This is a genomic window from Micromonospora sp. H33 (assembly GCF_052068455.1).
Taxonomy (GTDB): Bacteria; Actinomycetota; Actinomycetes; order Mycobacteriales; family Micromonosporaceae; genus Micromonospora.
Window position 1 is genome coordinate 188,912 of record NZ_JBQHDE010000009.1, and the last position, 26,223, is coordinate 215,134.

Sequence of the window (26,223 nt, forward strand, 5' to 3'; positions counted from 1 at the left end):
CGACCGGCGGCGGTGCCCTGGTCGGCACCGGGGCTTGAAACGACAGCTCGCCGATCAGAACGTGACCAGCGGGTTACCGACGAAGTCGGCGATGAAGTTGACGAAGAAGAAACCGAAGAAGATCACATTGATGATCAGCAGTACGTAATGCCACGCCCGCGGGCGCGCGGCGCGCGGCAGTCTGCTGTTCAGGTAGATCAGCATGAACGGGAAGATCAGCGCGCCCAGGTTGGACATGTTCGCCGACCACTGCACCAGGCTGACCGGCAGCGCGAGGTGCAGGACGACGGCGATGATCACCAGCAGCAGGAGCATGAACGGGTAGTAGAACCGGCGGGGGTCGCCCTCGATCAGGCGCCGCAGCCGCGGACTCGTGGCGTGGGCGGCGTCGGTGGTCACCCGCACCATCGCCTCGAAGATGCCGAGCTGGGTGCTGAACAGGACGAGTACGCCGATCAGCAGCATCCCGTAGAACATCACCTTGCCGTACTCGGGTTCGAGCGCGGTGGCGACGAAGGTCGGCACGGTGGCCTGGGTCGGTTTCTGCCCGGACAGTTGCACCGCCTGTGCCATCAGGATGGTGGGCAGGAGCATGCCCAGCATGGCCCCGACGAAGAAGACGCCCCACATGTCGGTGAGCAGCAGCCGGTACCACCGCTTCCACCGGGCGGCGTTGACAGGGTCGTCCGGGAAGGTGACTCCACTGGCGAGCAGCTCGCGCCGATCGCCGCGCAGTCCGGAGATGTAACCGGTGCGGTAGCCCATGCCGTAACCCTTGTCCCGGTAGTGCCCCATCACGTACCAGTTCAGGCCGGAGGCGAGGGCGGTGAAGCCGGCGAGCCCGCCGAGCTGGGTCGCCGTGATGCCGGCGGGCGGCGCGGCCGGGGTGAAGAATCCGCGGATGCCCTCCCACCACAGGCTCCCGGGCACCACGAGCAGGGTGACGAACAGCAGGGCGACCAGGATGGTCCCGACCATCACCCAGTTGGCCAGTTCAAGGGTGCGACTGATCCGTCTGGCCGCCGCGGTCATGAGGAAGACCAGCACCAGCAGGGCGATCGCCCAGAGCCGCGGCTCCTCGGCTCCGGCCGCCGCCACCTCGCCGTGAACCAGCGCGTACATGCCCTGGCCAGCGGACGCGGCCCAGCCGCCGGCGATGAACGCGAAGATGACCAGGAACACCGACAGCGGCACCCAGAGCAGGTAGCCCGGAGGCACCCGCCCCCAACCGACCACAGGCGCCTCGCCCGTGGCCATCACGTACCGCGATGACTCGACGTTGTAGAACGTCTGCAGGACGGCCGAGACGAGGATCACCCATCCGACGCCGACGAAGCCGAACTGTCCCACCGCCTGCGGGCCGAGCAGCCATTCCCCGCTGCCGATGGAGATGCCGAGAGCGATCAGGCTCGGGCCCAGCGCGTACTTGAACAGCTGGGGGAGCCCGAGCTTGCGTACGCCGAACACCTCTTCCGGCTCGGGCAGGTCCGCGATGGTGAGCGGAGGGCGACTCTTGCCTAGTTGATAGTTGCGGACGTCCGGGGCCTCAGTCACTTCGGTCATGAAGAACCTCCTTGTTGGAAGGGCCCCCCTGACCATCAATCGTCATACTTCGTTAAATTTGACGCAACAACCGGCTGACCCCGTTCAGGTCACGACGCCGAAACCACCGTCCCACGGAAGCTTCTGGGCGGCGGCCAGGGTGATCTCCAGGAAGCCCATGGCTTCAAGTTCCCGGGCGCGACGTAGCGGGCCAGCGTCGACCGCCTTCAGACCACCGGGCTCGACCACATCGGCGAGGAGCGCCTTGGCGGGCGCGTCGTCGCCGGCCATGAGAACGACGACCGGCTGTGATCCGACCTTCCTCGCCTTGAGGGTAGCCGCGAAATTGGTGTTGAACGCCTTCACGACCCGCGACTGCGGCAGCGCTCTGGCGATCTCCGCGGCGGCCGAACTGTCCGGCGGGACGACGAGCGAGTCGAGGGTGTCGAAATTCAGCGGGTTGGTGATGTCGACGACGACCTTCCGGGCGAGGTTCTCGCGCTGGGCGGCGAGCACCTCGCTGACCGCCGGGTAGGGGACGGCGAGGATGACGATCTGCCCGGCTGCCGGCTGGTGTACCTCGGCGTGACCGAGCACGTCCACGGTGTTGCCGCCGGCGGTGACGACTTCGGCCAGGGCCTGGCCCATCTTGCCGTTCCCGATGATCGTGACGTGGGTCATGATGTTCCCTTCTGATCGGTGTCGACGTTAGATCCGATGGCGGGTGGCCATCGCCTGCAGGGTGGGGCGGCGGATCACCGCGATGCGGTCGCCGCGGACACGGACGGAGGTGCGCCCGCCGCGCCGGCGCCGCAGGGTGAGGTCGACGGTGGCGCCGCCGACCCGTACCCCTTCGAGGGTGAGCCGGGGCAGCCACTCGGGGAGGTGCGGGTCGATGAAGATCGTCCGCAGGGGTGCGGCCGGGCGCAGCGCCAGGAGGGCCTGGATCAGCGCGATGACGGAACTGGCCGACCAGGCCTGTGGGGAGCAGGAGTTCGGGTAGACGCCGGGGTGCGGGTGGTCGTGGTCGCGTGGCAGGCCGCTGAGCACCTCCGGCAGGCGGTGGTCGTCGAACAGCGTCGCCGCCGCGAACATCCCTTCGGCCAGGCGGTGCAGGTGCGACCAGCAACCGTACCGGGCGAGCCCCAGGCCGATGGTGCCCGCCTCGACCGGCCAGACGCTGCCGCGGTGGTAGCTGAACGGGTTGTACGCCGGGTGCGCGCTGGAGAGCGTACGGACGCCCCAGCCGCTGAACATGTCGGGTGCCATCAGCCGGTCGGCAACCACCGGCGCGATGCGGGCCGGCACGATGCCGGTGGCGAGCAGGTGCCCGTCGTTGGAGTTGACCGAGCGGACCTGCCGCTTGTCCGGTCCGAGCGCCATCGCGTAACAGCCGTGGTCGGGCATCCAGTACGCCCGGTGGAAGCGCCGCTTCAGCGCGGCGGCCCGGCGCACCAGGCCCGCGGCGAACGCGGGACGGCCGGCCACGGCGAACGCTACGGCAGAGTGCCGCAGCGCGGCGTACCAGTAGGCCTGCAACTCGCTGCTCGCGATCGGGTTCGGCACCACCCGGCCGTGTTCGTCGACGACGGCGGTGTCCGAGTCCTTCCAGCCCTGGTTCTTCAGGCCGGCGCGGGAGCGGCAGTGGTACTCGAGGAAGCCGTCCCCGTCGAGGTCCCCGTACCGGTCGATCCACCGCAGGCACCGGCTCGCCGCCGGCAGGAGGTCCCGCACCGTGTCGAGATCCCCCGTCCAGGCGAGGTACTGGCCGAGGAAGACCAGGAAGTCCGGCGCGGTCGACCAGTCGCCGTGGTAGTGGACGAAGGGGTCGATCCCGAGGACGGACACCGGGCCCCGGCGGGCCTCGTGCAGCGGCTTGCCCGGCTCCTCGTCCCGCCAGTCGTCCACCCGGCGCCCGAGGTGGCGGGCGTTGAGTCGCAGGCTGTCGGCCAGCATCGTCGGCCCGGCGAGGAGGGCCTGCCACGACGCGGTCATCGTGTCGCGCCCGAAGATCTCCTGGTAGATCGGCAGTCCGGCGATGGGCGCCGTCGGCCCCGCCTCCTCACCGAGGGGGAGCCGGGCCAGGTCGTCCACCGCGCACCCCCAGGCCGCCGTGACGTCGACGTTGGCGCTGCGGAGCCGCGTGAGCTCGCGGGCGAGGCGGTCGCGCGCCGCCGCGGCCGCGTCGTCCGGCTCGGCGAAGGTCGGTGGCGGGGCGGGGAGGCGCCGGCCGTCGACGACCGGCTCGACGACGAGGTCCACCTGCCGGCACTCCCGGGGTGGCACCGCCACGTCGACGGCCAGCGCGCCGTCGGCGTACCGGACCGGCGCGTCGGCGCACGCCCGGATCACCACCGCCCGGTCGAGCCCGTCGCACCGGTACGTCAGGCGCAGCTCCTGCGTCGCCGCGTCCCACCGCGTGTCGACGTCCCCGAACTGGAGCCGGCGGCCGCTCTCGGCCTCGCTGGTGTCGGCGAAGTCGGCGGCGAGTTCGACCCGCAGCCGCAGGTCCAGCGGTTCGGCGGCGTAGCTCGCCACGGTCAGCCGGGTCCGCAGCCCCTCGCCGACGAAGCGCTCGACGATCAGGTACGCCGCGCGGGAGGGCAGCGCCTCGCCGTCGCCGAGTTCGGCGTACGACAGCATGGCGTGGGCGCCCACGCTCGCCGTGCTGAAGGGCACCGGCTCCCGGCCGTCGACGGTGATCCGCTCGCGGCTGAGGACCCGGGTGTTGCGCGCGAAGAAGCCCTGCGGGTCGGCGCCCGTGACGCGACCGCGCACGTCGGTGACCAGGGTGCTCCACCCGCTCGCCACGTACCGCAGGTCCGGGCGGACGCGGAGGTCGTGGACGCCGGTCACGCGGGGCCATACCCCGTGGCGCCCCGGCTACACCCGACGGAGAGCGGTCAGCCCTGGGGCTGGGTGATGTTGACCATCCACGGGATGTCGAACCGGTCGACGCACATGCCGAACTCGTCGCCCCACATCTGCTTCTCCAGCGGCATGGTGACGGTGCCGCCGGTGGACAGCTTGTCCCAGTAGCCGCGCAGCTCGTCGCCGTCGTCGCCACTGAGGCTGATGGCGATGTTGGTACCGGGTTGAAGTTCCATCCCGGGGGCGATGTCGGAGGCCATCAGCGTGATGCCGTTCGAGGCCTCCAGCATGGCGTGCATGATCTTGTCCTTCAGTGCCGGGTCGTCGTTGCCGAACTCGCCGAACGTGTTCAGATTCAGGCTCCCGCCGAAGACGCCCTGGTAGAAATCCATCGCCTGCCGCGCCGTGCCGGGAAAGTTGAGGTACGGGTTCAGCTTGGTCTGCACGGGCACACCCTCCTTGGTCGTAGCCAGCATCATCGTGGCAAACGATCGGGTGCCGGACAACGACGCGTGCGCCCACGCGTCGCCGCCGTCGCGGTGGAGGCGGTCGACCACCTCCACCGCGTAGCGGAGCCCGTCAGCGGTAGGACTGGCGGACCGAGCCGCCGACCAGCACGCACCAGGTGCCGGTGGTGAGCTTGCCGTCCTCGGGCAGGTCGTGCAGGGCCTGCAGATCCTTGACCGCCTTCTTGGTGACGTAGTCGTACTCGCCGGTGACCGCGACGTCGGCGTACCCCTTGGTGTTGAGCATGAACTGCGCCGCGCTGACCGGCAGGCCGCTGGCGTCCTTGTCCAGCTCCGGCACCAGGGACTCCCAGGTGGGCGGGGTGAGGGTGGCGTCCACGTCCACCGGGATGCCGTTGCGTGCCTGCCAGTCCTGCACGGCGGTCACGGTGGCGGCGTCGAAGACGCTGGTCGGCGTCACCGCGTACCCGCGGTGGGCGAGCAGGTACTGCGCCACCCGGACCGACGGCGACCCGACGAACCGCCACAGGTCCGGCCAGCGGCGGGCCGGCACGTCGGCGAGGTCCGTGCCGAGCGCCGCGAAGACCCGACGGCGCAGCATCGGGAACTGGCGGTAGAAGGCGGCCCCGGGGCACAGCGTGTTCCGGAAGTCCCAGTGGCCGAAGATGTCGTGGGCGTGCAGCCCGTACTGCCGGCAGATGGTCGTGCAGAGCTTCACCAGCGAGTCGAGCAGCGCCTCGGGCGGCGTCTCGGTGACGTAGGTGCCCTCGTTCTCGATGCCGATGGAGCGGCCGTTCTCGCCGGGGCAGTGGGCGGAGACCATCTGCCGGTCGCCGGCCTGCAACCGCTCCAGGCTGCCCCGCCGTCCCTCCAGGACGTACCCGCCGCGGCTGACCGTGAAGTGCTGGCCGGTGTCGGACCAGCCGTTGCCGTCGATGTGCAGGTTCTGGCAGTCGCGGGCCAGCTTGATCGCCTGCGCCTCGCTGTAGTCGGTGACGTTCGGGAACGCCATGTGGTGCACGATGATCTTGTTGGTCGGGATCGCGCTGACGACCAGGGGGTCCTTCGGCGGGCGCGCACCCCACTCGTCGCAGCTGTAGATCCAGTCCAGATCGGCGCCGGGGTCGGCGTGGGCGGCGGCGGGAAAGGCGAGTTCGCTCCCGACCACCGCCACGGTGGCGGCGCCGAGGCCGGCCCTCAGCAGCGTACGGCGGTCCAGTTCGCTCTGCTCGACATGCATGGCATCTCCTCCGCGCCCGGCTCGCGGGGGTGCGGTGAGCCGCGTGAAAACCAGCTCCAAAGGCCGGGCGTGAGGTGGAGAATATTGCCAAGAAGGGTGGTCGCGCTAGAGGTCAGCGCCGATCGCGGGTGCGCTGAACGCCGTAGCGGGATAGCTATGCCGGCGTGTCGAGCCGGTCGACGACAGTTCGCCAACTCAGCTCGGCAGGAAGTGGTGCAATGACGACGTCCGCGTCCCGGAGCAGCCGCAGGTGCCGGTCGTAGCTCGGATGCGCGGCGAGCTGTGCCTTGACGTTCGGGAACGCGTACACCGGGATGCCGCCGCCGGGCGCCTCGTTGAGGATGCCGAGAGCGAGCGTGTCGTTGATTCCCTGAGCCCACTTGTTGATGACGTTGAACGTCGCCGGTACCACGGCGACGGCGGTAGCCGGCGGATGTGGCTCGGGTTCGCCGGGCTTGCGCCATTCCACCCGAACCGGGTAGCCGGTCTGCTGGGCGAGTGCCTCTCGATCGATCCAGGTCGCGGCGGTCGGCGTGGCGGTGAGGCAGACCGTCCAGCCGTCCTCCTGTAGGAGCCCGATCAGCTCACCGATCCTCAACACCGGGGGAGCGGCGCAGACGACCAGGGCCAGCACGCCTCGTTGGCTCATGCCAGCATGGCCTGTCCTCGATGCCTTGCCACCGACACGTCGGCGAGCATGTCGTCGAGCTGTTCGAGCGTAACGCCGAGTGCGGAAGCGATCCGGGTCCGATGCCACGGCTGGGGATCCGTCTCGGCATTCTCCCAGCGCACCACAGTCGACCGCTCGACATCAAGGATGTCGGCCAAGCGCTCCTGGCTGTACCCGAGGGCCTTCCGCCGCTGGGAGAGCCGGTGTCGCTTCAAAGGCACGGACGTCTCCCTCCGGTCCACCCGCCACTCTAGTGACAGTTCGTCGACCGGCTGAGTACGCAGATGCCTCATTCCTGCGTCGGAGCGGCCCCTCGGACGCTGTAGTTCCTGGTCAGCTCCTCGCCGAGGCTCAGTGCATGGCCCGGGGCGGGTGCTGGCTCCGGTGGTGTCGACCCGAACGACGCGCACTGCTCCCGCCCGCCTCGGCGCCACGCCACGAGCCAGGGACATGGCTCGATCGACGACGAGATCGGCAGATCGACATGCTGATCGCCAAGCAGGAGGCACCGCTGCGATGATCTACACGACGGGGGAGCGTCTGCGCCCGTACCACCTCCGCGCCGCCGCCTTCGACACCCGCTGGCGCGGTCTCGACCCCGAACAGGTGCACGACTTCCTCAACCGGGTTGCCGACGAACTCGACCGCTTGCACAGCGAGCGGGCCACCGCCAACACCGAGGCCGAACGCATCCGCCAAGCCCTGCGGCAGTGGCAGTCCCGGCACACCGACTGCCGTCACACCGTCCCCGGTTCACCGAACAGCCGGTGGCCGCGATGACCGCACCCCGCTGGGTCATCCACCTGCCCACACCCTGACCAGCCTCGACGAGACCACCAGACTCGCCTTCGCACTGCGCGACTCGCTCGGGCACGTCACCGCCGTCGACTCCGGGGAGACCACCCTCAGCGAGGAGGACCGCCAGTTCCTCCGTACCCGGGTGTGGTGTGACGCCCGGCTCGACGACGCCGGCCGCTGCCGGCGTCGCAATGACCACGACGGCCGGTGCTCTGGCGCCGAAGGCTAGAGGACCTGGGAGAGGAACTGGCGCAGCCGGGGGTGCTCGGCGGCCTCGAACACGGCTTCCGGCGCCCCCGCCTCCAGCACCACGCCCCGGTCCATGAACGCGACCGTGTCGGCCACCTCGCGGGCGAAGCCCATCTCGTGGGTGACCACCACCATCGTCATGCCGCCCGCGGACAGCTCCGCCATCAGCGACAGCACACCCTTGACCAGTTCCGGGTCCAGCGCCGACGTCGCTTCGTCGAAGAGCATCACCTGCGGCTGCAACGCGAGCGCGCGGGCGATGGCGACCCGCTGCTGCTGCCCGCCGGAGAGCTGCGCCGGCCGGGCGTCCGCCTTCGCGGCGAGCCCCACCCGGTCCAGGTGGTGCCGGGCCACCGCGACCGCCTCGTCCTCGGGCAGCTTCCGGATCCGCCGCAGCGCGAGGGTGACGTTGCGCAGCACGCTCATGTGCGGGAACAGGTTGAACTGCTGGAACACCATGCCGACCCGCTGCCGCAACCGGTCCGGGTCGTCGCCCAGCACGCTGCGGCCGTCGAGGAGCACGTCGCCACTGTCCGGCTCGATGAGCCGGTTGATCGTCCGCAACAGAGTGGACTTGCCGGACCCGGACGGGCCGATCACGCACGCGGTGGCCCCGCTCGGCACGTCCAGGTCGACGCCGCGCAGCACCCGGTTCCGGCCGAACGCGAGGTGCACGTCGCGAAGGCTCACACTGACCGACGTACTCATCGTGGGCTCCCCTCCACCGCACCGGCGAACGTCAGGTCGTCGTCCTCGTCGCCGGGTGAGCCGGCCGGACGCCCGTGCCGCAGCCGCCGGTCGATCCAGTTGACCGCATGGGTCAGCGGCACGGTCAGCGCCAGATAGAACAGGCCGGCCAGCAGCAGCGCCGACTGGTTGCCGGTGTTCGCCGCGTAGTCCTGCCCGATCCGGAACAGCTCCCGCTGGCTGGCCAGCAACCCGAGGAAGTACACCAGGCTGGAGTCCTTGATCAGCGCGATGAGCTGGTTGACCCACGCGGGCAGCACGCGGCGGACGCCCTGCGGGATGATCACGACCCGCATCGCCTCCCCCCAGGAGAAGCCGAGGGCCCGGGCTGCCTCCACCTGGGCGGCCTCCACCGACTGGATGCCGGACCGGAAGATCTCCCCGATGTACGCCGCCGCGATCAGCGACAGCGCCAGGATGCCGAGGGGGTAGGGGTTCGGACCCCACACCTCCATCCCGAACGGCGCCAGCCCGACGCCGATCAGCAGGATCGTCGCCGCCGCCGGCAGGCCGCGGAAGACGTCGGTGTAGACACGGGCCGGCCAGCGCAACCAACGCGTACGCGAGATGCCCGCGACCGCCAGCAGCAGGCCCAGCACGGTGCCGAGCAGGGCGGCGGAGACCGCCAGGATCAGGGTGTTGGGCAGCCCGACGGTCAGCATCTCGGGCAGCGCTTCCCGCATCGACTCCCAGTCGAAGAAGGTCTCCCACAGGGTGCTCAACGGATCCATCAGTGGCTTCTCCTACCGCCCCGCTCGCTCTTTCCTGGTTCCTGTTAAGAAGGGGCCCCTTCACCTCGCCAGGCGTTTAAAAGGGGCCCTTCCTTGTCAGCTGACCGTGACCGTGCCGCTGCCCGGCTTGAAGTCCGCCGGGATCGGTCGACCCGGGTAGTACTGCTGCTGGAGTCGCGTCCAGGTGCCGTCCGCGATCACCTCGTCGAGCGCCTTGTCCAGCGCCTCGCGCAGCTTGTCGTTGCCCTTGGCGAACGCGTACGCGGTCGGCGCGGGGCTGAGCTCCTTCGCCGCCACGGTGATCTTGCCGTTGCTGTCCGCGGCCGACTTGTCGCCGATCTCGGCGGGGGCGATCCAGGCGTCGGCGGTGCCCGCCTTGAGCTGGTTGAGTGCGCCGTTGTAGTCCGGCACCCGGACCGGGTCGAGACCCTCCCGGGTGGCGTAGTCGTCCTGGACGGTGCCCTGGACGACCACCACCCGCTTGCCCTTGAGCTGGTCGAAGCCGGTAATGGGGGAGCCGGCCGGCACGTCGAGTCCGAAGTAGCCGAAGTCGTAGCCGTTGCCGAAGTCGACGGTCCTCTTCCGCGCCTCGGTGATGGTGATCGACGAGCTTCCGACATCGAACTTGCGGTTGGCGACCTGCGAGAGCAGCGCCGAGAAGTCGGTGCCGACGAACTCCACCTTCAGGCCGATCTTCGCGGCCGCCGCGACCAGCAGGTCGTTGTCGAAGCCGGTGAACTTCCCGTCCTTGAGGTACACGTTCGGTGGCGCGTCGGTGAGCGTGCCGGCGCGCAGCACGCCGGGCTGGAGCAGGTCGTAGGGGTTGTCCGCCGAGCCGGCGGCGTCGTCACCGCCGCAGGCGGTGAGGGTGGCGGCGCCGAGGACGGCGGCGACGGCGAGGGCGGCGGCCCGGGTCAGGGCGGGAACGAATCGCACAGGTGTCTCCGAGTGGGTTGTCCGGGCGGGCACGGGCGTGCGCCGCCGACGGTGCGCCGGTGGGCGGACCGCTGGGAAGGTTCGGTGCGAGGGAGTGTGGCGCTCAGCTACACGCGGCGCTGCAGACCCGCATCATGTCGACGTGACGGCGCCGGGTCAGGGCCGGCGGCGGGGCGTCGATGCGGACGTACATGGCTCTCCTCCAGGTCGGTGCTGACCTGGGGAACCAGGCCACGCTTGCACCGGAGCCCGCTCCGGTGCCTGGTCCTCACCCGGGGCACCCCTACGTGGACGAGGGTTGCCGGCCAGCAAGCCGGGGCTTCGCGCTGGCACTCATGACCTGCGGACGAGACTAGCAGCGGGTGACGGTGTGCCGTCCAGCCGTTATGACCACCCTCACGTGCCGCCGTACCTGCGGATTCGTCACTCCTCGATCGCCCCGCCGACGTGCCGCAGGTGCGCGCGGAACGGGTAGCCCGGGTCGGCGTCGGCCCGAGCGCTGACCGGTTCGCCCTGGCGGCACGCGGCTTCCCGGCCGGTACCGGATGTGAGGTGTGGCCCGTGAGGTCGGGGGTAGTCGGCGGGGTCGGGGGAAGACTGGGGAGGTCTGGTGGACTCGTACCCTGCGGTGGAGGCGCACGGGCTGATCGGCGACCTGCAGACCGCTGCGCTGGTGAGCATCAACGGCACCCTGGACTGGTTCTGCGCGCCGCGCTTCGACTCGCCGAGCATCTTCGGCGGCCTGCTCGATCGGCGTCGCGGCGGCTACTTCCAAATCTCGCCCGACGGCGTCGACTACACGAGCAAGCAGCTGTACCTGCCGGGGACCCCGATCCTGATCACCCGCTTCCTCAGCTCTGACGGCGTCGGCGAGCTGGTCGACTTCATGCCGGTGGCGGGAGACCGACCCACCGATCGTCACCGTCTGGTCCGGATGCTCCGGGTTGTCCGGGGCAGCATGCGGTTCCGGGCCGACTGCCGGCCGCGTTTCAACTACGGCCGCGATCCGTACAAGCTGGAGGCGTACCCCGACGGCAGCGTCCTGCGCAGTACCACGCAGTCGCTCACCCTGGGCACCATCCGGTACGCCGAGCGCCTGTCCGAGGAGCATGAACGCCGGCGCACCGAAGAGGGCCTCTGTGTGGTCGCCACGCTCCATGAGGGCGAGGCCGGGGGAGTGGTCCTGGAGACCAATTCGCCGGATCCGCCCCGCGCCTACAGTCCGGACGAGGTGCGGGAGATGCTGGAGGAGACGCGCGACTTCTGGCGGCGCTGGCTCGACCGGTCCCGGTACACCGGGCGCTGGCGGGAGATGGTGGAGCGGTCGGCGATGACGCTCAAGCTCATGACGTACGCCCCGACCGGAGCCCTGATCGCGGCGCCCACCGCCGGGCTGCCGGAGCAGGTCGGCGGCGAACGCAACTGGGACTACCGCTACACCTGGATCCGCGACGCGTCGTTCTCCGTGCATGCGCTGCTCGGTCTCGGTTTCACCGACGAGGCCGCCGGCTATCTCCGGTGGCTCGGCGATCGGGTCCAGGACGCGGAGCGGGACGGAGTGCCGCTGCAGATCATGTACCGCGTCGACGGCTCGCCCGATCTCACGGAGGAGGTGCTCGGCCACCTGGAGGGGTACCGCGGGTCCGGGCCGGTGCGGGTCGGCAACGGTGCGGCACGGCAACTGCAACTGGACATCTACGGCGAGGCTCTCAACTCCATCCACCTCGCGGACAGCCACGGCCTGAAGGGCCCCCATCAGGCGTGGCTGCGCATCGTTCGCATCATCGACTGGCTCTGCGACAACTGGGACCAGCCCGAGGACGGGATCTGGGAGAGCCGCGCCGGCCCCCAGGACTACACCTACGGGCGGCTGATGTCGTGGGTGGCGCTCGACCGGGCCATCCGCCTCGCGGACCGCCACGGCCGACCCGCCGACACGGGCCGCTGGGTCACCGCCCGCAACGCCATCTACGACCAGATCATGACCCGGGGTTTCCACCCCGGCCGCGGCGCCTTCGTGCAGCACTACGCGACCGACGTCCTGGATGCCGCCCTGCTCGCCATGCCCTCGGTCGGCTTCGTGACGCCGACCGACCCGATGTGGCAGTTGACCCTGCGGGCCATGGACTCCGAACTCGTCTCCGACAGCCTCGTCTACCGCTACAACCCCGACGCGTCACCGGACGGTCTGGCCGGCGACGAGGCCACCTTCACGATGTGCACGTTCTGGTACGTGCAGGCCCTCGCCGAATCCGGCCGGCTCGACGACGCCCGGTTGACCTTCGAGAAGATGCTCACGTACGCCAGTCCGCTCGGTCTGTACGCGGAGGAGATCGCCCCCAGCGGTGAGCAGATGGGCAACTTCCCGCAGGCCTTCAGCCACCTGTCGCTGATCAGCACCGCCGTGAACCTGGACCGGCTGCTCGACGCCCGTCCCTGACGACCCCGACATCCCGCTTCCGGATGCGGAGGACTATCCGCCGCCACAGCGGGAAAGGGCCGCCCGGGAAGTCGTACCGGATCGGGGGTGCCATGGGAGCGGCCATCGTCGGCGTGGTGATCGTTGTCGCGGTCGTCGCGCTGCTCGGCGTGCTGAGCATCCGGCTGGTCCAGCAGTACCAGCGGGGCGTCGTGTTCCGTTTCGGCCGGGTGGTGCCGCCGGTCCGCGAGCCCGGACTGCGGTTCATCATCCCGATCGCCGACCGGATGGTGCGGGTGAGCATGCAGACCGTGGTGATGGGCGTGCCGGCGCAGGGCGCCATCACCCGCGACAACGTGACGCTCACCGTCGACGCGGTGGTCTACTACCGGGTCGTCGATCCGGTGAAGGCCCTCGTCAACGTGCACGACTACCCCTCGGCCGTACGCCAGGTGGCGCAGACCGCGCTGCGATCGGTCATCGGCAAGGCCGACCTGGACACCCTGCTCGGCGACCGGGACAAGATCAACGCCGAGCTGAAGGCGGTCATCGACGCGCCCACGGAGAAGCCGTGGGGGCTGCTGATCGAACGGGTGGAGGTCAAGGACGTCGCGCTGCCCGAGGGGATGAAGCGGTCGATGTCCCGCCAGGCCGAGGCCGAGCGGGAGCGGCGGGCCCGGGTGATCGCCGCGGACGGCGAGTACCAGGCGTCCCGCCGGCTCGCCGACGCCTCCCAGGCGATGGCCGCCACACCGGGGGCGTTCCAGCTCCGGCTGCTGCAGACCGTGGTGGACGTGGCGGCGGAGAAGAACAGCACCCTGGTGATGCCGTTCCCCGTCGAGTTGCTGCGCTTCTTCGACAAGCTCGGGCATACCGCCGCGGGACCGGACGGGGCCGGCGGCGAGGCCGCACTGCCGTCGACCGGGGACGGCCAGCGGCGCGACGCCGCGCACCGCCCGTAGGCCGCCCTCACCCGCGGGCCGCACCGCCGGTCGGGTTGCGGGCACCTGCTACCACTGGGCCGTGTCCGTAACCGACCATGCGTACGCGACCCCGGTCGCGGGTCCACAGCCAGGCCGACGTCCGGGGCCGGGAAGCAGCCGTTGCGCCGATTTCCCGGCGTGCCGGCCGGACCACAATGACCGGCGGGGCGGCCGGTCGGCCCGCCCCGTCGGGGTCGGGGAGGTGTGGTCGTGACCGGCTGGCAGGTGTCCGGCTACACGCCCGTGCGGCAGCTCGGCGCGGGCGCGTCCGGGCGGGTCGACCTGGCCGTGCACGAGGCGACGGGCACACCGGTGGCAATCAAGTACCTGACCGGCGCCGTGGGGGACGCCCCGTCGTTCCGGGACGCGTTCCGCACCGAGGCCCACCTGCTGGCCGAGATCGACAACCCGCACGTGTCGCGCCTCTACGAGTACGTCGAGTCGCCCGGCGGCGCCGCCATCGTCATGGAACTGGTCAACGGGGTCTCGCTGCGCCAGATGCTGCGCGCCAACGGCGCCACCACCCCCGAGGCGGCGCTGGTCGTCCTCAAGGGATCCCTGGCGGGGCTCGGCGTGGCCCACACCCGTGGTGTGGTGCACCGGGACTACAAACCGGAGAACGTGCTGGTCACCGCCGAGGGTGCCAGCAAGCTCGCCGACTTCGGCATCGCCCTGCCGGTCGGCACCGGCGCCGGCACCACCGTGTCCGGAACGCCCCGCTACATGGCGCCCGAGCAGTGGACCGGTGCTCCGGCCAGCCCGGCCTGCGACATCTACGCCGCGACCGCCACCTTCTACGAGTGCCTGACCGGCCGGCCCCCGTACGACGGTCGGGACCTGTTCACGCTGCGCCGGCAGCACGCGGAGGCGCCGATCCCCACCGACCCGGCCCCGGAGCCGGTGCACGACCTGCTGCGGCACGGCATGGCCAAGCGCCCGGACGAGCGGCCCCAGCCGGCGGAGGTCTTCCTCGCCGTGCTGGAGCAGGTGGCGGCGGACGCGTACGGGCCGGAGTGGGAGGAGCGGGGCCTGCGGGAGCTGGCCCGCCGTGCGGCGCTGCTCGCCGCTCTCTTCCCGTTCCGCGACGACACCGGCGGCGCCACCAGCGTGGCGACCACGACGCTGGGCTCCGGTGCCGACCGGTGGGGCTGGCTGCGCGGCGGCCGTGCCCGGCCCGCCCTGGTGGCCGGCGTGGTGGCGGCGGCCGTGGTCCTGGGCGGCGCCGGACTGAGTTACGCCGCGCGGGAGGAATTTGTCTCCACCGCGGTGGCCGGCGCGGAGCCGACCATCGGCACCGTCGTCACGGCGGATCCGGGCACCGCGCCAGGGGCGCCGACCGCGACACCCGACCCGACGGCCACCGCCACGCCGACCGCCGGCCCGACCACTCCGGCACCGACCGGCGGCGCGACCGGCACTCCGACCACACCGGGCGGACCGGCGACGGCGGCTCCGGCGACCACCCCGCCGGCACCCCGCCCGACCGTCTCGACCAGCCCGCCGCCCCCGCCGGACACGAGTGCCCCGACGGTCGGCAAGGTCGGCGCCAGCCCCACCGAACTCGACCCGAAGGGCTGCCCGTACGGGCCCACCGCCAGCACCGTCACGGCCACCGCCTCCGACGACCGCACCGCCGCCGGGGACCTGCGGGTACGCCTGCGGTACAGGCTGGACGGCCGCACCGTCGACCTCGCGATGAGCTCCGCCGGCCGGGGCGTGTTCACCGGCGTGATCGCCGACCTGCCCCGGCCGGCCAACAGCACGCGCATCCCGGTCACGGTGGCCGCGACCGACCGGGCCGGCAACACCTCGGCCGAAAGCGGCCCGGTGCACGTGACCCTCTACCCGTTCTGCACCCCGGGCTGACGACGCCCGGCACACCGACAGGAGGGCGGGCCGCCGTGACCCAGCCGGACGACCGGACGACGCCGGGCGGGTGGACACCCGACGACGGCGCGACCGTGCACCTGGGCCGTCCGCACCCGTGGGACGACCAGCCCACCGGGCGCCTCGGCCCGGACGAGCCGACCATCCGCCTCGGCGGCGACGAGCCGACGACCCGACTCGACGCGGCGGGCGCGACCGTTCACCTGGGTCGCGACCAGCCCACCACACGTCTCGGGTCGGACGTTGCCACCGCACGGGTCGTCCCCGCCCCCGGGAGGGGCCCGGAGGGGCAGCCGACCGTGCACCTGCGGACGCCGGAGCCGGTCGAGGAGCGCACCGTCCACCTCGCCGGCTCCGCACCGACATGGGAGCAGACGACGGCGTCCCACGGCGGCGTGGTCGGCGCGCGTACCCCCGGTGCCACGCCTCCCGCGACGGGCGGTGAGGTGCGGTTCGGGCCGGGTGTGCCCGCCGCGCCGCCGGCCGCCCCGCCCTGGCCGTCGCCCGCGCCGCCACCCCGGCGCCGGCCGCTCTGGCGGCGCGTGACGTCGGTGCTGTCCACCCTGCTCACGGTGGTGCTGGTCGCGGTCGTCGGGTGGTACCTGTGGCAGCGGCTCAGTCCACTGGAGATCGCCGGCGTGACCGTGGCCGTGCCCGAGCCGGCCGGTGACCGCTGCGACGTCACCGTCGACGTGGTCGCCACCGTGACGACCAACGGCCGCGCCGGCGAGATCCGCTACCAGTGGCTGCGCTCCGGCAGCGCGCCGGGCGCGGTGCTCACCGAACGGGTGGGCCGCGGCCAGCCCACCGTGGACCTGACGCTGCGGTGGACGTTCAGCGGGGTGGGCCGCACCGCGGAGACGGCGACGGTCAACATCACCGCGCCCTCGCCGGCGCAGGCACGGACGGTGGTCACGTACGACTGCCGCCGCTGACGCCGTGTTTCTGCCGAAGCCAGCAGGGGTAGGTCGGGCGAACGAACCGCATGCCCCTGGAGGAACTTATGACAGAGAACTTCGGTGACGCGGCGGGGGACGCCCTCCGCTCAGTGCTGCTCTTCCTGCCCAAGGCGCTCGCCTTCGTGGCCATCCTGGTGGTCGGCTGGCTGGTCGCCAAGGCGGTACTCAAGATCGTCGACAAGGTGCTGGAGCGGGTCGGCTTCGACCGCGCCGTCGAGCGCGGTGGCATCCGGCGGGCGCTCGCCCGCTCCCGCTATGACGCCAGCGACATTGTGGCCAAGCTCGCCTACTACGGCGTGCTGCTGGTGACGCTTCAGATCGCCTTCGGCATCTGGGGCCCGAACCCGATCTCCGACCTGATCGCCGGCGTGATCGCCTGGCTGCCGCGGGCGTTCGTGGCGATCGTCATCGTGGTGGTCGCGGCCGCCATCGCCAACGCGGTCCGCGACATCGTCAGCGGCGCGCTGGGCGGCCTGTCGTACGGGCGGATCCTGGCCACCATCGCGTACGTGTTCATCCTCGGCCTCGGCGTGATCGCCGCGCTGAACCAGATCGGCGTCGCCACCACGATCACCACCCCGGTGCTCGTGACCGTGCTCGCCACCGTCGGCGGCATCCTCGTCGTCGGGGTCGGCGGCGGCCTGGTCCGTCCGATGCAGAGCCGCTGGGAGTCGTGGCTGGCCCGGGCCGAGCAGGAGTCCCACGCCATCGCCACCCACGCCCGCGCCTACCAGGCCGGCCGCCGGGACACCGAGGCCCACCTCGGCGGTGCCGCCGACACCACCCAGGTCGTGCCGAGGCCGACGGGCGCCGACCCGACCGTGCCCGTGCCGCGTTCCGCCGACGACCCGGAGGCCACCCAGGTCACCTCGCGCGCCGCGACGCAGCCGACGCCGGACGACGTCGAGGCGACGGTGGTCATCCCGCCGGCGGACGCCGACAAGTTCCGCCGCTGACCGGCGGGTGCTCGGGGCGGGATCCGCGACGGATCCCGCCCCGAACCGTGTGGTCACCACCGCAGTGGCCGTCTAGCATCACCGGCATGACGTGGCGATGTTGATCCACCGCTGAGAGTCCGTCCCGTGGGCCGCCGCGGTCGCCGTTCGTCCGGCGTCCGCTCTCATCCCACGGGAAGGTTTCATGACCCCCAGCACCGTCCGTCCGCCCGACCGCCGGGTCCGTCGGCTCGCGGCAACCCTCTACGCGTACGCGGTCCTGCGTGACCTCGTCCTGCTCTATCCCGTCTACGCGCTGCTCTTCGCCGACACCGGCCTGTCGGTCTGGCAGATCTCGACCCTGTTCGTCATCTGGTCGGCCAGCGGCATCCTGCTGGAGGTCCCCTCCGGCGCGCTCGCCGACGCGCTCTCGCGGCGGCTGCTGCTCTGCCTCGCTCCGCTGGTGACCGCGGCCGGCTTCGCCCTCTGGGTGCTCGTGCCGTCGTACCCGGCGTTCGCCGTCGGCTTCCTGCTCTGGGGCGCCGGTGGGGCGCTCGCCTCCGGCGCGCTGGAGGCGCTGGTCTACACCGAACTCGACCACCTGGGCGCCGTCGGCTGGTACGCGCGCGTCATCGGCCGGGCCCGGACCGCGGAGACCGTCGGCGTGCTGGCGTCCATCGTGCTGGCCGCACCGGTGCTGGCCGTCGGCGGCTACCCGGCCGTCGGGGCGGCGAGCGTGCTGGCCTGCCTGCTCGCCGCCGCGGTCGCCACCCGCCTGCCGGAGCACCGCCACACCGGCGGCCTCGGCGACCGTCGGGAAGAGCCGAGCGTCGGCGACGGTCCCGGCTGGTGGACCAGCCTGCGCGCCGGGCTCGCCGAGGCGCACGCCGACCGGCGGGTCCGGGCGGCGGTGCTGCTGGTCGCCGCGGTCGCCGCCCTGTGGGGGGCGCTCGACGAGTACACCCCGCTGCTGGCCCGGGACACCGGCGTGTCCGAGCCGGCCGTGCCACTGCTGCTCCTGCTCACCTGGCTCGGGGTGGCGGTCGGTGGCCTGCTCGCCCCGGCGGGGGAGCGGCTCGGCCGCCGAGGGTACGGCGGGCTGCTCGCCGGATCGGCCGTCGCGCTCGCCGCGGGCGCGCTGCTCGGCCGCCCGGCCGGGTTCGTGCTGGTCGGCGCCGCTTTCTGCGGCTTCCAACTGGCGACCGTGCTCGCGGACGCCCGGCTCCAGGCCCGGATCACCGGCCCGAGCCGGGCCACCGTCACCTCGCTGGCCGGCATGGCGACCGACCTGACGATCATCGCGGTCTACGCCGCGTACGGCCTGCTCGCCACCGCCGCCGGCAACGGCGCCGCGTTCGCGGTGGCCGCCGCCCCGTACCTCGTCATGGCCCTGCTGGTGGCCGTCGGTCGGGCCCGGGTAGCCTCGCCCGCCGCCCGGGCCGGCTGACCGCCGGCCGGCGGCCCCGCGGCGCACCCGCGGGGTCGCCGGCCGTCCACCGTCAGCCGGCCAGGTGCAGGAACGACCACTGGTGGCCGTCCCGGTCCCGGAAGCCGCGCATGTAGAGGCCGCCCAGATCCTGGCCGGCGCCGAGCGGCTCACCCCCGGCCGCCACCGCCCGGTCCACCAGGTCGTCCACCCGCTGTCGGCTCTCCACCGCGAGCCCGACGATCACCTCCCGGCCGGCGGCCGGATCGGCCGCGGCCCCTCCGGCGTACGCCTCGAAGGCCGCCCGGGTGTGCAGGACGAGGTGCGTGGTGTCGTCGAAGGCGAGGTGCACGCTGTCGCCGGAGGGCTCGTCGGCCGTGAAGCCGAGCGCACGGAAGAACTCGGCGGCGGCGGACAGGTCGGCCACCGGCAGGTTGACGAACGTCATCGTCATCGCGCGTCTCCGTCCCTCTCGAGGAGGTGCTTGAGCGCGTCGAGCCGCTCCCGCCAGTACGCCTTGAGCTCCGTCGCCCGCTCCGCGCTGTCGACCTTCTCGTGCTGCACCGACACGCGGGACTTCGTGTCGCCCGCCGGCACGAACCCGACGGCGATCCGGGTCGGGCCGCCCGCCCAGTCGGCACGGAACGTCTTCGGCGCGGTGGCGGTACGCACCCGCACGTCGACGTCGGGCAGCCAGCGGCGGCGCAGCGCCTCGTCGGCGAACGCGGCGAACAGGCGGTCGACCGGCACGGCCACCGTGCGGCTGCCCCCGGCCGAGTACCCGCCGCCGCGCTGCTGGCCCGGGGCGCGCAGGCCGCGCGTCTGCTCGTACCCGACGGTCACGGTCTGCGCCCACCAGCCCGGCACCTCGTGCGCGGTGACCAGCCAGCGGGCGATCTCGGTGTGCGTGTGTGCGGTCGCGCCCCACTCGTCGAGCAGGCCGAACCACTCCTCCCAGCCGCGCCCGGTGCGCTCGCGCAGCAGCGCGTCCGGGATCCGGGCCACCTGCCCGGCGGTGCCGCCGGCGACCGGCGGCGCGTCGACCGGCGGTGCCTCGGCCGGCGTTGCCGGCGGTTCGGCCGGCCCGGTGGCGGTGGGGGCGGGCGGTTCGGCCGGCGGCTCGACGGCCGGCGGTTCGGTCCCGGCCTCGGCGGCGGCGGGTGGCTCGGCCGGGGCGACGGGCACCCGGGCCAGCAGGTGCCGGCGGGCGGTCGTGTAGCTCTCACCGGTCTTGTCCATCCGGGCGCGGACCCGGGCCTTGAAGGCGCGCTGGTTCGTCATCACATGCTCCCTGTCGACGGCGCGGTCGCGGGGACTCACGCTCCCGTCGACCCCGCCGGAGTGGGGCACGTGGTGGTGCATCCCGAGGGCTGGGGCCCCCTTTGCCTCCGCGAGGCCGGTGGCGTGAGCACCGGGAGGGAGGTGTGGCGCAGGACGATGCCGGCACCATCCTAGCGCCCCGACGCCGCCGTCGGGCACCCCGACGCGCCGTCAGCGCTTCTCGCCGTCCAGGTAGACCCAGCGGCCGTCCTCCCGCACGAACCGGCTGCGCTCGGTCAGCGTGCCCGGCCGGCCGCGCTCCCGGTAGTGCGCCCGGAACTCCACGGTGCCGGTCGTGTCGAACAGGCCGCCCCGCTCGCTGTCGACGACCTCCAGGCCGGTCCAGCGCTCGCCCGGGTCCAGCCGCAGCCGCGCCGGGCGGGTCGAGGAGTGCCAGCTGCGCAGCAGGTACGCGGCGTCCCCGACGGCGAAGGCGGCGTAGCGGGAGCGCATGAGCGCCTCGGCGGTCGGCGCGTCGGCCGCGCCCCGGTGCAGCCGGCCGCAGCACTCGACGTAGGGCAGGCCCGAGCCGCACGGGCAGGACCCGCCCGGGCCGGCCCGCTCTCCACGCTTCGCCATGGCGGTCATCCTTCCGGGCCGGCGGGAGCGGGGCCGAGCCGGGGGTGCCGGATCAGGCCGGCTCGCGGGAGCGCTGCGCGGGCACGGCCGGCAACCCGGTTCTCGGGTTTGCCCTGGTCGGCGGAATCAGGTCAGCGCGACGACGATCAGGGCGAGACAGCCGACCAGGAGGGTGATGCCGCCGAACATCGGGTAGGGCCACCACTCGCCGCTGCCGCCGGGCGGGGTCGGCGTGGGCGTCGACCCGGTCACGACCGGCGGCGCGGGCGGACGGAGGAGCGTCGCTCGGGGCGGTGGCGTCGGCGCGGAGCGGGCATTCATCGGCGGCCAGTCCGGCGACGGTGAGAGCATCCTGTCCGGCGTCATGCTGCCTCCGTCCCTGTTCTGACACGTGATGGGCCGGGTGGGATCCGGGGGGCGGGGACCCCACCCGGCGAAGGCATGAACTCCACCTCCACCAGAACGAGCGCACCGCCGACACGTTCCGTTACCCGTACCGTCCGCGATGGATTCCGCACCGGTGGACGTCGATGTGTCTACCCGATCCGTGGAAGAGCCCCCGGTGCGGGCACCCCGGCCGGCCCGGCCCGGCTCTGGCATGATTTCCGGCGTGCCTGCCACGCCCGATCCCCGTGACGCTGAGTGGGCCGACCCGTCGGCGGGCTCATCGCCGCCCCGGATCGGCGGGAGCCGGCACCGGGCTCCGGATGACGGCCGTCGCCTGATGTGGGCCGCGCTGACCGGTGCCGGGGTGGTGCTCGCGGTCGCCATGGCGGCGGTCAGCTGCTCCGGCGGGGACCCGGCCGGCCCCGGCCCGGCCGGTGGCTTCGCCATCCCGCGGGAGACCATCACCGCCGAGGTCACCGACGTGCCGGCGGAGGAGTTGTCGTCCTCCCCGAGCCGGTCGGCGTCGCCCTCGCCCTCCGCACGGCCCGCCGTGCGTCCCGCGGATCTTCTGGCCGGCCTCCAGGCGACGCTCGACGGACTGGTGCGGGACCGGCAGCTGCGGCGCGATGCCAGCAACGAGCTGGGCAAACGGCTGCGGGAGGTTTCGGACCGACTCGCCGAGGGCGACGAGGACAAGGCGCGGGAGAAGCTGCGCGAGTTCGCCGAGAAGCTGGTCAACCTCCGCCGGGAGGACAAGATCGACGCCGGCGGCTACGAGATCCTCGCCGCCCTGACGCGGCAACTCGCGCAGGCGCTGCCCGGCGGCTGACCCGGCCGGCCGGAACGCGGCCGAGCAGCCCGGTCAGCACGTCCAGGCCCTCGTAAGGCGTGCTGCCGGTCGGCGTACCGGTTGTTTCCCGCCGGTGCCCGGTGGGCATCGCTACGGAATATGGACACCGGATCTCTGCTGGGCGGGCGGTACCGGCTGCGGGAGCGGCTGGGCGCGGGCGGCATGTCGGTGGTCTGGCGGGCCCACGACGAGGTCCTCGGGCGGGACGTCGCGGTCAAGGTGCTGTCGTCGGACCTGGTCGCCGACCCGCGGCTGCTGAACCGCATCCGTTCGGAGGCCCGCTCCGCCGCCCGGCTGCGCCACCCGAACATCGTGGCGGTGTACGACTACGGCGACGCCACCGGCAACAGTGGACGGCCGCTGCCGTACGTGGTGATGGAGGTGGTCGAGGGGCGGTCACTGGCGCAGTTGCTCACCGGCGGCGCGCTGCCGTGGCGGGTGGCCGTGCTGATCTGCGCCCAGGTGGCCGCCGCGCTCGCCGCGGCGCACGAACAGGGCGTGGTGCACCGCGACGTCACACCGGGCAACGTGGTGGTTGCCGGCACCGGGGTGAAGCTGGTCGACTTCGGCATCTCGGCCGCGTCGGGGGAGTCCGAGGCCGGCGGTCAGCTTCTCGGCACACCGGCGTACCTGGCGCCGGAGCGCTTGGAGCGGGGCGCGGTGCGGCCGGCCACCGACGTGTACGCGCTGGGCCTGTTGCTGTACCGCACCCTGGCCGGCCGGCTGCCGTGGCAGGCCGCCACCACCACACAGATGCTCACCGCCCACCGCTACCAGGAGCCGGCGGCGCTGCCGGAGATCGCCGACCTGCCGCCCGAGGTGAGCGACCTGTGCCGGCGCTGCCTGGACAAGGATCCGGACCGGCGCCCGGCCGCGGCCGAGATCGCGGAGTCGCTCGGCGCCGTGGCGGGTCTGGCTCCCGCGAGCCTCCTCCTGCCCCAGGTTGCCGTGGGGGGCGCCGGCGGAGCCACGCCGAACCGTACCGCCGTGTACCTGCCGAGCCTCGTCGGTACCGCCGCCGCCTGGTGGGCAGGCCGCTCCCTGGATGCGCCGCTGCGTCGCTGGCGACGGTTGCCGGCGACGCAGCGGGCCATAGTCGCGGCGACCGGTGCCGCAGTGCTGCTCGTCGCCGGTGTCGTGGTGGCCGCGCCGTTCTCCGGAGACAACCCTGGCCAGGGAGACCGGACGATGGCCGCTCCGCCTGCCGTGGCCGCTCTGGGGGAGCGCGCGCCGGAGTGCAGCGTCCGGTACAGCGTCCGCCGGGCCGTCGACGGCCGGTTCGTCGCCGCGGTCAGCGTCGCCAACGTCGGAACGGTGCCGTTCGACACCGGCCGGCTGACCTTCACGTTCCCGGGCGAGCAGCGGCTCCTGCGGGGTTCGCCCGGCAGTTGGCGACAGGAGGGTCGTGTCGTACAGGCACGGATCGGCGACCTCCGGCCGAAGGCGTCCCGCAACGCCACCGTCGAGGCGACCTACCGCGACGTGAACCTACTGCCGGGCCAGTTCCAGCTCGACGGCGCCACCTGCGGATCGGTTCTCTCGATAGCCGGCCAGAACAACCCGCCCGAGAAGGACGACAAGAAGGATGACAAAAAGGGCGACGAGGAGAGGAAGGACGAGGAGAAGAAGGACGACGACTGAGGCCGTCAGAGCCAGCCGGATCGGCGGAAGAGGCGGTACAGCGTGAACGCGCTCAGAGCCATCAGACCGAGCGCGCCGAAGTAGCCGTAGCGCCAGCCCAGCTCCGGCATGTGGGCGAAGTTCATGCCGTACACACCGGCGATGCCGGTCTGGGTGGCGGCGATCGCGGCCCACGCGGCGATCTTGCGCATGTCGTTGTTCTGGTCCACGGCGAGCTGCGCGAGCCGGGACTGGAGGATCGAGTTGAGCAGGTCGTCGAAGGCGGCGACCCGGTCCACCGCCCGGGTCAGCCGGGCATCGACGTCGGCGAACCACCGGTGCAGGGCGCGCGGCGGGTTGTCCGGGCGGCTGTCGAGCAGGGACCGCAGCGGCGCCTGCAACGGCAGCACCGCCCGCTTGAACTCCACCAGCTCCCGCTTGAGCTGGTAGATGTGCTGGATGTCGGCGGAGCGGTCGCGGGCGAAAACCGTCTCCTCGACCCGTTCCAGGTCCCGCTCGACGTGCCCGGCGACCTCCAGGTACAGGTCCACCATCCGGGAGCCGACCGCGTACGCCACGGCCCAGGGGCCCTCGGCCAGCACCGTCGGGCGACGCTCGATGTCGGCGCGGACCGAAGTCAGCGCGCCCGCCGCACCGTGGCGGACGGTGACGACGAACCGGTCGCCGAGCAGCACCGTCACGTCGCCGGTGTCGATCACCTCGGAGTCGTGGGTGAGTTCATTGTGTTCGACGTAGCCCGCGGTCCGGAGCACCAGCACCGTCACGTGGCCGTTGCGCTGCACGGTGGGCCGGCGGCCGTCGGCCAGGGCCTGCTCGACGACCAGCTCGTCGAGGCCGAAGGTCCGGCCGACGGCGGCCATCACCGCGGGGGCCGGGTCGTGCAGGCCGAGCCACACGAAGGCGTTGCGGCCGCGGCGGGCACGGGCGTACGCGTCGGCGTAGTGGGGGCGGCCGGGCTCCCGCCGGCCTCCGACGTAGACCGCGCAGTCGACGACCGCGTCCGGGTTGACCCGTCGGGACGCCTCGCGCCGCTGGGGTGGCGCGACGCGGCCGAGCAACCGTCCGACCACGGCCGGCAGCCGGAGCCGTTCCCGCACCCCTGGTTCCACGCGTCCACCTCCGCGTCGCCACGCCTCCGCCGCGCGTCACGGTACGCGGGGACGGCCCGATCCGGATCACGGCACCCGGGTGGCGACGACGATGACGTTGTCGACGTAGCTGCGGCGGTCGGGGTCGAAGCGGCCGCCGCAGGTGACCAGGCGCAGGCCGGCGGCGGGGTTGGGGCCGTAGACCAGGTCGGTGGGGAATCGGTCCTTCGGGTACGCGGCGACGCCGTCGACGGCGAAGGTGGCGACGCTCCCGTCGGCGCGGGCGACCCGGACGGTGTCACCGGGGCGAAGCCGCCCCAGGTCGAAGAAGACCGCCGGACCGGCGGTGGTGTCGACGTGGCCGACGAGGACGGCGTTGCCGGTCTCGCCGGGCGTGACGCCGTGCCGGTACCACCCGGCGATCTCCGGCCGGTCCAGCGGCGGCACCTCGAGTTCGCCGCGGGCGTCGGCGCCGACCGGCACGAGCCCCGCCCGCACACCGATCGTCGGGATCCGGACCTCGACGGGTTCGGCCCGGGGCAGTGGCGGCAGCGGGGTCACCGGGCGCGCGCCGGCCGGGGCGTCGCCCGGTCGGGGCGGTCGGGGCGGGGACGTCGGGAGGCCGCTGGTCACCAGCCCCAGTCCGCCGGCGGCGAGCAGGGCGATCATCCGGACCGCCCAGCCGGGCCGGCGTCGGGACACGTCCCACCTCCGTACGCGCGTCGCCCGGGTGCCCGCGCCGGCGGCTCGCCGATGCGGGCACCCGTACCCAGGGATGGGTGGGCCGGTGACCTCAGCCGGTCGCGGCCATGGTCGCGTGCCGACGGCGGCGGGCCAGGATGAGCGCGCCGCCGGCGGCGGAGCCGAGGAGCGCGACCCCCGCGGCGACGGAGCCGGCGCCGCCACCGTCCGTGCGGCCACCGGCCTGGGCACCGCCGATCGGGGTGACGGTGAACGTGGCGGTGCCCGCGGCGCTCCCGTCGCCGCAGGTGGCGGTCACCGTGTAGGTGCCCAGGGTGAAGCCGGCGGTGAAGAGTTCCGCGCTGAGCCCCCCGCCGGCCGCCGCCGTGGTCGATCGGACGTTGATGTCCCGGTCGGGACCGGTGACGCGGAAGATCGCGTCGCCCGACTTCGGGTTGCAGGTGGTGGCGGTGAGAACGACGGTTCCCCCGACCGGGGTGGAGGCCGGCGACACGATGGTCTGGGCCCACGCGGCGCCGGGCAGCAGGAGCGTGCCGAGGCCGACGCCGACCGCCGCCGACACGAGGACTGTCTTCGCCTTCATACGCGTCTTCCCTCACTTTTCGTCCGCTGATGGGTGGGACGTCGTTCGGGTGGCCAACTCCGCAACTAGCACCGGTGTGCCCAACACTAGGAGGGTTGGGCCCCCGATCCGGTGAAAATGAGAAATCCTCGTTGCCGTCACGTGTCCACCCGGGAAGCGGAGGGAGCAGCGGATATGCCGGGACGGGGCGTGCGCGTGCTTGCTCCCGTCGAT

General features: G+C 72.6%; 26 protein-coding genes and 1 riboswitch. Of the genes, 9 read left to right on the forward strand and 17 right to left on the reverse strand.

The genetic code is table 11. The features are described from left to right. Nucleotides 1-54 precede the first annotated feature (54 nt). From ACTMS0_RS20550 to ACTMS0_RS20580, 7 genes are all read right to left on the reverse strand, one after another. The gene (locus tag ACTMS0_RS20550; RefSeq protein WP_441156851.1) at nt 55-1,563 is read right to left on the reverse strand and encodes an Nramp family divalent metal transporter; all 1,509 of its coding nucleotides are present in this window, start codon (nt 1,561-1,563) and stop codon (nt 55-57) included. A gap of 84 nt (nt 1,564-1,647) precedes the next feature. Further along, a complete protein-coding gene (locus tag ACTMS0_RS20555; protein ID WP_441156852.1) occupies nt 1,648-2,223 on the reverse strand; it encodes an NADPH-dependent F420 reductase in 576 nt (191 codons plus the stop codon). Nucleotides 2,224-2,250: 27 nt separating this feature from the next. Further along, on the reverse strand, nt 2,251-4,398 hold the full coding sequence (locus tag ACTMS0_RS20560; RefSeq protein WP_441156853.1) for an amylo-alpha-1,6-glucosidase: 2,148 nt from the start codon (nt 4,396-4,398) through the stop codon (nt 2,251-2,253). A gap of 47 nt (nt 4,399-4,445) precedes the next feature. Further along, nucleotides 4,446-4,976: a VOC family protein gene (locus ACTMS0_RS20565; protein WP_441156854.1), complete on the reverse strand. Its 531-nt coding sequence runs from the start codon at nt 4,974-4,976 to the stop codon at nt 4,446-4,448. A gap of 16 nt (nt 4,977-4,992) precedes the next feature. Beyond that, nucleotides 4,993-6,120 (reverse strand): peptidoglycan recognition protein family protein, encoded by a 1,128-nt coding sequence (locus ACTMS0_RS20570; RefSeq protein WP_441156855.1) that lies wholly within the window; start codon nt 6,118-6,120, stop codon nt 4,993-4,995. 154 nt (nt 6,121-6,274) lie between these two features. Next, nucleotides 6,275-6,769: a flavoprotein gene (locus ACTMS0_RS20575; RefSeq protein WP_441156856.1), complete on the reverse strand. Its 495-nt coding sequence runs from the start codon at nt 6,767-6,769 to the stop codon at nt 6,275-6,277. Next, nucleotides 6,766-7,011: a helix-turn-helix transcriptional regulator gene (locus tag ACTMS0_RS20580; RefSeq protein WP_441156857.1), complete on the reverse strand. Its 246-nt coding sequence runs from the start codon at nt 7,009-7,011 to the stop codon at nt 6,766-6,768. Before ACTMS0_RS20580 ends, ACTMS0_RS20575 begins: the two co-directional genes overlap by 4 nt. A 295-nt stretch (nt 7,012-7,306) precedes the next feature. Between ACTMS0_RS20580 and ACTMS0_RS20585 the strand changes: the two genes are divergently transcribed. Continuing rightward, nucleotides 7,307-7,570 (forward strand): DivIVA domain-containing protein, encoded by a 264-nt coding sequence (locus tag ACTMS0_RS20585; RefSeq protein ID WP_441156858.1) that lies wholly within the window; start codon nt 7,307-7,309, stop codon nt 7,568-7,570. A gap of 243 nt (nt 7,571-7,813) precedes the next feature. Here ACTMS0_RS20585 and ACTMS0_RS20590 read toward each other — a convergent pair whose 3' ends face one another. From ACTMS0_RS20590 to ACTMS0_RS20600, 3 genes are all read right to left on the reverse strand, one after another. Further along, nucleotides 7,814-8,545 carry an amino acid ABC transporter ATP-binding protein gene (locus ACTMS0_RS20590; protein WP_441156859.1) on the reverse strand — a complete coding sequence of 244 codons (732 nt, stop codon included), beginning with the start codon at nt 8,543-8,545 and terminating at the stop codon, nt 7,814-7,816. Continuing rightward, nucleotides 8,542-9,315 carry an amino acid ABC transporter permease gene (locus tag ACTMS0_RS20595; protein ID WP_441156860.1) on the reverse strand — a complete coding sequence of 258 codons (774 nt, stop codon included), beginning with the start codon at nt 9,313-9,315 and terminating at the stop codon, nt 8,542-8,544. The genes ACTMS0_RS20590 and ACTMS0_RS20595 overlap by 4 nt, the downstream gene beginning before the upstream one ends. Before the next feature lie 96 nt (nt 9,316-9,411). Continuing rightward, entirely contained in the window at nt 9,412-10,251 is an 840-nt protein-coding gene (locus tag ACTMS0_RS20600; protein ID WP_441156861.1) for an ABC transporter substrate-binding protein, read from the reverse strand. A gap of 228 nt (nt 10,252-10,479) precedes the next feature. Continuing rightward, nucleotides 10,480-10,592, reverse strand: a riboswitch (SAM riboswitch). A gap of 269 nt (nt 10,593-10,861) precedes the next feature. Here ACTMS0_RS20600 and ACTMS0_RS20605 point away from each other — a divergent pair. The 6 genes from ACTMS0_RS20605 (at nt 10,862) to ACTMS0_RS20630 (ending at nt 18,881) form a co-directional block, all read left to right on the forward strand. Further along, complete coding sequence (locus tag ACTMS0_RS20605) at nt 10,862-12,691, forward strand: glycoside hydrolase family 15 protein (RefSeq protein WP_441156862.1); 1,830 nt, start codon at nt 10,862-10,864, stop codon at nt 12,689-12,691. Between the two features lie 92 nt (nt 12,692-12,783). Next, on the forward strand, nt 12,784-13,632 hold the full coding sequence (locus ACTMS0_RS20610) for a slipin family protein (RefSeq protein ID WP_441156863.1): 849 nt from the start codon (nt 12,784-12,786) through the stop codon (nt 13,630-13,632). 231 nt (nt 13,633-13,863) lie between these two features. Further along, nucleotides 13,864-15,519: a serine/threonine-protein kinase gene (locus tag ACTMS0_RS20615; protein ID WP_441156864.1), complete on the forward strand. Its 1,656-nt coding sequence runs from the start codon at nt 13,864-13,866 to the stop codon at nt 15,517-15,519. A gap of 35 nt (nt 15,520-15,554) precedes the next feature. After that, the gene (locus ACTMS0_RS20620) at nt 15,555-16,475 is read left to right on the forward strand and encodes a hypothetical protein (RefSeq protein WP_441156865.1); all 921 of its coding nucleotides are present in this window, start codon (nt 15,555-15,557) and stop codon (nt 16,473-16,475) included. Nucleotides 16,476-16,543: 68 nt separating this feature from the next. Then, nucleotides 16,544-17,455 (forward strand): mechanosensitive ion channel family protein, encoded by a 912-nt coding sequence (locus ACTMS0_RS20625; protein WP_441156866.1) that lies wholly within the window; start codon nt 16,544-16,546, stop codon nt 17,453-17,455. Between the two features lie 184 nt (nt 17,456-17,639). After that, a complete protein-coding gene (locus ACTMS0_RS20630) occupies nt 17,640-18,881 on the forward strand; it encodes an MFS transporter (protein WP_441156867.1) in 1,242 nt (413 codons plus the stop codon). 52 nt (nt 18,882-18,933) lie between these two features. Here ACTMS0_RS20630 and ACTMS0_RS20635 read toward each other — a convergent pair whose 3' ends face one another. The 4 genes from ACTMS0_RS20635 to ACTMS0_RS20650 all read right to left on the reverse strand — a co-directional run bounded on the left by ACTMS0_RS20635 (nt 18,934) and on the right by ACTMS0_RS20650 (nt 21,125). Further along, nucleotides 18,934-19,314: a VOC family protein gene (locus ACTMS0_RS20635; RefSeq protein ID WP_441156868.1), complete on the reverse strand. Its 381-nt coding sequence runs from the start codon at nt 19,312-19,314 to the stop codon at nt 18,934-18,936. Then, nucleotides 19,311-20,141, reverse strand: coding sequence for a hypothetical protein (locus tag ACTMS0_RS20640; protein ID WP_441156869.1), 831 nt, complete (start codon nt 20,139-20,141; stop codon nt 19,311-19,313). The genes ACTMS0_RS20635 and ACTMS0_RS20640 overlap by 4 nt, the downstream gene beginning before the upstream one ends. Nucleotides 20,142-20,351: 210 nt before the next feature. Next, entirely contained in the window at nt 20,352-20,759 is a 408-nt protein-coding gene (locus ACTMS0_RS20645) for a YchJ family protein (RefSeq protein WP_441156870.1), read from the reverse strand. A gap of 126 nt (nt 20,760-20,885) precedes the next feature. Continuing rightward, nucleotides 20,886-21,125 carry a hypothetical protein gene (locus ACTMS0_RS20650; RefSeq protein WP_441156871.1) on the reverse strand — a complete coding sequence of 80 codons (240 nt, stop codon included), beginning with the start codon at nt 21,123-21,125 and terminating at the stop codon, nt 20,886-20,888. A 244-nt stretch (nt 21,126-21,369) separates the two neighbouring features. Here ACTMS0_RS20650 and ACTMS0_RS20655 point away from each other — a divergent pair, with 244 nt between their 5' ends. Continuing rightward, entirely contained in the window at nt 21,370-21,975 is a 606-nt protein-coding gene (locus ACTMS0_RS20655) for an FIMAH domain-containing protein (protein WP_441156872.1), read from the forward strand. A gap of 120 nt (nt 21,976-22,095) precedes the next feature. Beyond that, nucleotides 22,096-23,637: a serine/threonine-protein kinase gene (locus tag ACTMS0_RS20660; RefSeq protein ID WP_441156873.1), complete on the forward strand. Its 1,542-nt coding sequence runs from the start codon at nt 22,096-22,098 to the stop codon at nt 23,635-23,637. A gap of 5 nt (nt 23,638-23,642) precedes the next feature. On the opposite strand, the gene ACTMS0_RS20665 is transcribed toward ACTMS0_RS20660, so the two are convergent. From ACTMS0_RS20665 to ACTMS0_RS20675, 3 genes are all read right to left on the reverse strand, one after another. Continuing rightward, a complete protein-coding gene (locus ACTMS0_RS20665) occupies nt 23,643-24,746 on the reverse strand; it encodes a magnesium and cobalt transport protein CorA (RefSeq protein WP_441156874.1) in 1,104 nt (367 codons plus the stop codon). A 66-nt stretch (nt 24,747-24,812) separates the two neighbouring features. Then, nucleotides 24,813-25,394 carry a class F sortase gene (locus ACTMS0_RS20670; protein WP_441156888.1) on the reverse strand — a complete coding sequence of 194 codons (582 nt, stop codon included), beginning with the start codon at nt 25,392-25,394 and terminating at the stop codon, nt 24,813-24,815. Nucleotides 25,395-25,518: 124 nt separating this feature from the next. After that, nucleotides 25,519-26,010 (reverse strand): hypothetical protein, encoded by a 492-nt coding sequence (locus ACTMS0_RS20675; protein WP_441156875.1) that lies wholly within the window; start codon nt 26,008-26,010, stop codon nt 25,519-25,521. Nucleotides 26,011-26,223 lie beyond the last annotated feature (213 nt).